This window comes from Peribacillus sp. FW305-BF15, assembly GCF_058783805.1.
In genome coordinates this window covers 36,856-44,100 of sequence record NZ_JBYSYV010000033.1, presented here as the reverse complement: position 1 = coordinate 44,100, position 7,245 = coordinate 36,856, and the positions used below count along the sequence as shown (strand labels likewise).

The 7,245-nt window shown below is 39.1% G+C and carries 7 protein-coding genes; 5 read left to right on the top strand and 2 right to left on the bottom strand.

What is annotated here, in order from left to right:
* Positions 1-163: 163 nt before the first annotated feature.
* Positions 164-850, bottom strand: a complete 687-nt coding sequence (locus AC3WLU_RS24500; RefSeq protein ID WP_369316466.1) for a helix-turn-helix transcriptional regulator — start codon at positions 848-850, stop codon at positions 164-166.
* 138 nt (positions 851-988) lie between these two features.
* Between AC3WLU_RS24500 and AC3WLU_RS24495 the strand changes: the two genes are divergently transcribed.
* On the top strand, positions 989-1,876 hold the full coding sequence (locus tag AC3WLU_RS24495) for a R2-like ligand-binding oxidase (protein ID WP_413004114.1): 888 nt from the start codon (positions 989-991) through the stop codon (positions 1,874-1,876).
* 127 nt (positions 1,877-2,003) lie between these two features.
* A complete protein-coding gene (locus AC3WLU_RS24490) occupies positions 2,004-3,215 on the top strand; it encodes an iron-containing alcohol dehydrogenase (protein ID WP_492598075.1) in 1,212 nt (403 codons plus the stop codon).
* A gap of 123 nt (positions 3,216-3,338) precedes the next feature.
* On the opposite strand, the gene AC3WLU_RS24485 is transcribed toward AC3WLU_RS24490, so the two are convergent.
* Positions 3,339-3,593, bottom strand: a complete 255-nt coding sequence (locus tag AC3WLU_RS24485) for an alpha/beta-type small acid-soluble spore protein (RefSeq protein ID WP_492598074.1) — start codon at positions 3,591-3,593, stop codon at positions 3,339-3,341.
* A 136-nt stretch (positions 3,594-3,729) separates the two neighbouring features.
* Between AC3WLU_RS24485 and AC3WLU_RS24480 the strand changes: the two genes are divergently transcribed.
* The 3 genes from AC3WLU_RS24480 to pepF all read left to right on the top strand — a co-directional run bounded on the left by AC3WLU_RS24480 (position 3,730) and on the right by pepF (position 7,177).
* The gene (locus AC3WLU_RS24480) at positions 3,730-4,464 is read left to right on the top strand and encodes a YqcI/YcgG family protein (protein WP_034306969.1); all 735 of its coding nucleotides are present in this window, start codon (positions 3,730-3,732) and stop codon (positions 4,462-4,464) included.
* Between the two features lie 172 nt (positions 4,465-4,636).
* Positions 4,637-5,263, top strand: a complete 627-nt coding sequence (locus AC3WLU_RS24475) for an FMN-dependent NADH-azoreductase (RefSeq protein ID WP_052137253.1) — start codon at positions 4,637-4,639, stop codon at positions 5,261-5,263.
* Between the two features lie 117 nt (positions 5,264-5,380).
* Entirely contained in the window at positions 5,381-7,177 is a 1,797-nt protein-coding gene (pepF, locus tag AC3WLU_RS24470; RefSeq protein ID WP_492598073.1) for an oligoendopeptidase F, read from the top strand.
* Positions 7,178-7,245 lie beyond the last annotated feature (68 nt).

Below are 7,245 nucleotides of genomic sequence, written 5' to 3'. Positions count from 1 at the left end.
AGACCCCGCAGGCGAAAGCCGAGGAGGCTCCCCGACCGCCCGCGGAAAGCGAGTGCCTGGAGTGGAAATCAACGTCCCAATTGTACAAGCCATAAAAAAGACAATCAATTTTCATCAAGTTTGTCTACAGTCTGAAACCTTCTTTGAAGGTTTTTTTTTGCTTTCAGATAATCATTTTGTGCCTTATGGCAACTGCGACGGCCTCGGTCCGGTGATTCACTCCCAATTTCCTGATGGCAGAAGAAATATGATCTCTGACAGTAAATTCACTAACGCTCATTTTTGGTGCCATTTGCTTTAATCCCATCCCATTCGCTAAATATTGAAGTACCTCCACTTCACGTTTGCTTAGAAGGTGAGTGGGAGGGGCGGAATCGAATGTTGAACTGACAGCCAGCTTCAAATAATGGGAAAGCTTCATTAAATCATTCTTGGTAACGGGCTCGTTGGTGTGAATGGGGTCAACCAACACTAAACCGATGGCCAAGTCATTCACAATTATCGGAATGATTGCCAATGAAGAGATGGAAAATCTTTTAACGTATTTTGCAGGGATGGAGGATTTCGCATGCTGGATGGTTAAGTATATGGGCTTGTTATGGATGACTGCTTGGTGGATCGGGTATATATCATGAATATTTTCCCTAACATTATGTAATGAAAAAGTATCTTCACTTGTACATGCACAAATTCCTTCACCCATTCCTGTTAAACATGAGTAACTGAATAAAGATGCTCGTTGAAATGAAAAAAAATCCACACAGCCCTTTACGATCATTTGTGATTTATTTGCCATATCTTTTTGTTGGGAAATCTTTTTTACATGTTTCATCAGAGTTTCCTCAAGCATTCGACTTAATTCCTCCCTACATTTTCAGTACTAGGATAAATGCTACTAATATCTTACAATATAATGAAAACTCTTACAAATTTAAAAATCCTTAGAGATTCAAAAGTTTAAAGTTCATAATTTCAAGGAGGCATTACCATGAAAAGAAAGAGTTTAACGACCACAAGCAGGAGTTTTAGAGAAGATGCCCTACCATTTAAACTTTACCAAAAGGCAAAGAAATTCGGTATATGGAATCCTCGGGACATTGATTTCAGCCAGGATAAAGAAGATTGGAAGTCATTTACTGACATTGAAAGGGAAGTGTTATTAAGAATCATTTCCCTTTTTCAGGGCGGGGAAGAAGCCGTGACTTTGGATTTGCTGCCGCTCATAATGACAATAGCCAAAGAAGGCCGGATCGAAGAAGAAATGTACTTAACGACATTTCTGTTCGAGGAAGCGAAGCATATGGAGTTCTTTCGCTATACATTAGATCAAATTGGTGAAACGGGTGATTTGACGGGTTATCACTCAGACACTTATAAATCGATTTTTTATGAAATTTTGCCTGAAACGATGGAGAAACTTTTAACCGATCAATCACCAGAAGCCTTGGCAGAAGCAGCCACTGTTTATAATATGTTTACCGAAGGCGTTCTTGCAGAAACTGGATATTTCGGGTTCTATCAGACTCTCGAAGCTAATAAAATGATGCCTGGTTTATTAAAAGGTGTGGGTTTTTTGAAAAAGGACGAATCACGCCATATTGCATATGGGACTTTCCTGCTGCAGCGAATCATCAGTGAACATCCACATATCTTTAAACAGGTTGAAAAGAGGATGGAGGAGCTTTCACCACTGGCCATCAGGTTAAATACGGAGGGATATGATCGGTTAGGAAATCCCTTTGGTAATGACCAACAAGCTGTATTGAATTTTACCCTGAAACAATTATCAGTGCGGATGGAGATATTAGCCAGGGCAAAAGGGAAAGGGATTGAAGAAATCTATCAAAGCAATGAAAAGGAATATGGGGTGTTATAATGCCGAAATAAGATACAAGCATACTGTAAGTTTACATTCGTTAATGGATGGCCATTGGGAACTTGAATGCAACGTATGAACGATTCTTAACTGCGAATATAGACTATTAAATCCGAGGTGAAACGATATGAAGGTAAATGCTCATTCGAATTTTTGGTTAAGGTCTTCGGTTTACAGTGGCACTAACACTCGTTCACTCATACCGGGCCTATTCAATGGTCTGGGGGCACGAAGGATTCTGCTCGTGAGCGATGCTGGCTTGGAAAATGCAGGCGTCGTTAAAAAAGTTGCCGAAACTTTTGAGCAGCAGAAATTGGGTGCCAAAGCTGAAATAGTTGGACAGTTTCTGGGTGTAACACAAGACGCAGCGAGTAAATGTGTAAACGAAGCATTGAAATATGCACGCGAAGTTCATGCCGATGCCATACTTGCCATTGGTGGAGGGAGTGTCATCGATACCGCAAAAGCATTGAAATACGGATTATATAAAGGAATTACGGATATAAATGATTCAATACCAAGCGGTTTTCTATATGAGGGTTTTCCAAAAGCACAATCCATGAATATCCCGCATATATCCGTAGCCACAACAGCAGGAACCGGTTCTGAAGTATCCCCGATCGCAGTCATATATAATGAACATAAAAATGTCAAAATGAATATATACAATGTTTTTTTAAGTTCGGATGTTGCGATTCTAGATCCCGAGTTAACAGTCGGACTGCCGTCTGACATTACGGCGTTTACTGGTGCCGATGCATTGACACATGCAATTGAAGCGATCATTTCACCTGCTGCGACATCAATAACCGATGCATATGCATATCAGGCCATTCGAGTTATTGAAAGAAATTTACCGAGGGCCGTAAAGGATGGAACGAATATTGAGGCTAGAATGGAAATGCTGCATGGAAGCATGATGGGAATCACTGCATTTTGTAGTGCATTGAATGCGATTCCTGTTCATAACTTTGCCCACGCATATGGGGCGTTATTCCGTATTCCGCATGGACTGGCCAATGCCGTATTATTACCGGTCGTCATGGAATCAATCCCGGATTTATATCTTCAAAAGGCCCATTTGATAGCTGAAGCCTTTAGTGTGAAAGTACAGGATGAAGATTCAAAAAGGATCTTAGCGAAAGTGGTAGAAAAGCTACGTGTTTTCCTATCTGATCTTGGGCTGCCCTCCGACTTCAGCGCCTATGAAATTAACCAGTCGGATATGGAAAGAATTCTGAAAGCAGTAATGACCGACCCAGCTGCCGCTAATTACCCGATGTCGGAGGAATTAATAATGTCAGTTATTTCAAGAGTTTCACCCGTAAGAATTAACTGATCTAAAAAAGCCAGCCCGTAAAGGTTGGCTTTTATTGCGTTGTAACGTGTTAAGTCCCGAATTTTACCATTCAAAAGTTCATTTCTTTATCTGATGTCTAAGAACTACAGTGATAGACTCTGGTTAATGTTTTTTTCCTAAGTTTTCCTGTGCCATCTTTATAAGTTCCTTGACCATGCCTCCGCCTAACTTTCCGCCTATTTTTCCATTCTGCTTGGATGTCAGTTCACCGTTATAGTCTTTTTTCAACGGTACGCCCATTTCTTTTGCTACTTCGAACTTTGCCTCTTCGGGATTCTTTGTGCCAGCGATTTTGGCTTTTAAATCATCAAGGCCTTGTCGCGCTTCAGATACTAATATTTTCCTTCTCCTTGTCATTTAGCAACCTCCTCCTATTTTTTTCTTAGGTTATCCTAATGAAATGAAAATGATAAACCTGATTTGCAATTCGAAGAAGTTTTAGTTTATTTAAAGCGGGTAACATATAATAAAACGACGATTTAAGGAGAAAATGATGCTGACTGCGAATTCAAGTTTGTTAACAAAAGAAGATATGACAAATCCCGATCGAGTGCCGCAATGGCTAATCAAGGAATATCAAACATTCCATGAAACAGTGACCGATAAAACCTTTCCTTGTTATTTTGGTATGAAAGCTGAAAATAAAGGGGAACTTCGTTATGCTTATATCACACAGGAAGATTGGTCCAATCTCCCTAAAGCAGTGGAAAGCTTTCTTGATTTATTTCAGGAACCACCATATATAAGGCATGGACTTTTCGTTTTTATGGAGCCTGATTCGATAGAGGGTGATATAGAATTTTACCGTAAAAGGTTTTGGGAGATCCTTCAATACCTGCATCAAGCGGATGAAAAACCTTGGCCAATTGAAAAGCCGAAAGATCCGGATCATTATTTATGGGACTATCATTTTGCCGGGGAACCAATCTTTGTCTTTGGTAATGCACCTGCTTATAAACAGCGTAAAACTCGCGATTTAGGAAATAGCCTCGTCCTTGGTTTCCAGCCCAGGATGATCTTTGAAGGATTGGAAGGAACGGAAAAAGGCGGAATCATGTCACGGGAAAAGGTCCGGGAACGGGTGGAGAAATGGGATAATCTCCCGAAGCATCCTGATATCAGTCACTTTGGCGATGTAAATCATAATGAATGGAAACAATTTTTCATAGGGGATGATATAGAACCGATAAAAGGTAAGTGTCCCTTCCATCATAAACAATTAACGTAACCGTGAGCAAATTGCTCTCGGTTTTTTTGCGTTTGAAAATAAAAAACATAATCCTTGCCTTATTGGATTTTCAGTTTTATAATGTGAAAGTAGCAATTGCAGTTAATTCGAGATATATGGATTAAATGCTATTTTTATTAAATATACAAAATCAACAATTGGGGGAACGAAAATGTCTAAAGTATTGTTTGTTAAATCAAATGACCGCCCAGCGGATCAAGCTATCAGTGTCAAAATGTATGAAACGTTTTTGAACGCATATAAGGAAGCTAATAGTAGCGATGAAATAACTGAATTGGATTTATTTGAATTGAATTTGCCTTATTACGGAAATACTGCAATCACTGCCTTATATAAACGCAACCAAGGCATGGAATTGACTGAAGAAGAAGTGGAAATTGCTGATATCGTGCAACAATACTTGAATCAATTCCTCGCTGCCGATAAAGTAGTATTTGCCTTCCCGCTATGGAACGCAACGGTTCCGGCACCATTGGTAACTTATATTTCTTATCTTGCCCAAGCGGGAACAACATTCAAATATACAGCTGAAGGCCCAGTTGGCTTAGCTGGAGATAAAAAAGTAGCCTTACTTAATGCACGCGGATCCGATTATGCATTGCCTGGAATGGAAGCTGGCGAAATGGCTGAGAAATACGTAACGATGAATCTAAACTTATGGGGCATTAAAAACCCAGAAACGGTCGTAATCGAGGGACATAATCAATACCCAGATCGCTCACAGGATATCGTTGCAGAAGGATTGGCGAAAGTTGCTGAAACTGCAGCAAAATTCTAATTTTTTAAAAGGAAAACCAGTATGTATTTTTAGCATACTGGTTTTTCTATGCAGATTTTTCTGAAAGTCGATTATAATAAAGGGTAAGCTATAAGCATGAAAGGAAGTGCAAAGGATATGCAAACGTTTAAATCACGTGACGAATTAAAGATAGAAGAAACTTGGAATTTAAAGGATATTTACGAAGATCAGGCTAATTGGGAAAAAGATTATCAAGAAGTCCTGAAGATGACAGAAAAATTAAAAACTTACGATGGCCATATTCAGTCAGCCCAAGATTTATTCGAGTATTTACGGTTAAGTGAGGAAGTTGGCTACATTTATAACAAGCTATATGTATTTGCCATGCTTCAAGCCGATTTGGATACACGGGTCACCTCATCACAAGCATTGCTGGATCGAGCTGGTAAGTTAGGGCAGAAAATAAGTAATGCTTCTGCATTCTTCATGCCGTTTCTTCTAAGCCTGGAAGAACAAACATTAAAAGGGTACATAAAAGAAGTCGAGGGTTTGAAATATTTTGAAGAGGATTTATTGGATTCCTTCCGCTATAAAGCCCATGTATTAACGAAAGAACAAGAAGAAGTGCTTTCGCAAATAGGCGAAGCCTTTTCAGCTCCACAAAAAACGTTCGGAATGATCAACAATGCGGATATAAAATTTGGGGAAGTTACGAATGAAGACGGCGAGAGGGTAGAGCTGACGCGAGGAATGTATTCCAAATTGATTGAAGATGATGATCGGGATAAAAGAAAAGAGGCTTATTTCGCATATTATCAGCCATATGTACAATTGAAGAATACAATCGCTTCCACACTTGCAACGGCAATCAAAAATAATGTGAATCTTTCAAAGCTGAGAAATTATCCATCTGCCTTGGAAAAATCCTTATTTGGAGATCAAGTTCCAAAAGAGGTTTATGATAATTTGATTATGTCTACTAAGCAAAATATCGGACCCATGCATAAATACATTCATTTAAGAAAAAAATTGCTGGGTGTAGAAGAATTACGTGCTTATGATTTAAGTTTACCATTAGTCGAAGGGGCTAAAGAGGAGATTTCTTACGATGATGGTTTTGCTTTGATGGTGGAGGCACTAAAGCCACTTGGCGAAGAGTATATCACAATCCTTAAAACCTTTAAGGAAAACAGGTATATCGACGTCAGGGAAACACCTGGAAAACGTTCAGGTGCTTACAATTTAGGACTTTATGGTGTTCACCCTTTCATCCTATTAAATCATCGTGATGATTTAGACAGTGTATTTACACTTGCACATGAATCTGGACATGGCATGCACTCATACTATAGCTCAAAATACCAACCGCAAATAAGTGCTGGGTATTCCATTTTTGTCGCTGAGGTTGCTTCCACTGTGAATGAAATCCTTTTGATTCGCCATTTAATTAAGACAACAAAAGACGTACAAAAGAAAAAACATTTACTTAACCATTTCATAGATAGTTTTAAAGGGACATTCTTCACACAAGTGATGTTTGCGGAGTTCGAAAAAATTGTACATGAAAAAGCTGAAAATGAAGAACCTCTAAATGCCGAGGTTTTTAATACAGCCTATGAAACGATATTTCGTGCATATAATGGAGATGAAATAAGTTTCGATGAAGAAGTGAAGTATGGCTGGTCACGCATCCCACACTTTTATCGTCCGTTTTATGTCTACAAATATGCTACTGGTTACGTTTCAGCCATTACGATCGCTGATAAGATCCTTTCTGGGGACAAAAAAACACTTGAAAGTTATTTGACTTTCTTGAAAAGCGGGAGTTCCGATTTCCCATTGGAGCTGCTTAAGAAAACAGGAGTGGATTTAACGAAACCTGAGCCGATCGAAAATGCAATGAAGATTTTCAGTGATCTCGTCGACCAATTTAGTGAGTTGACAGAAGGCTAATCTAAACCATTTCTTCCAAAAGAGCCCATGGTATGATGTTATAAAAAATGCTATAGTTAAAACATTGG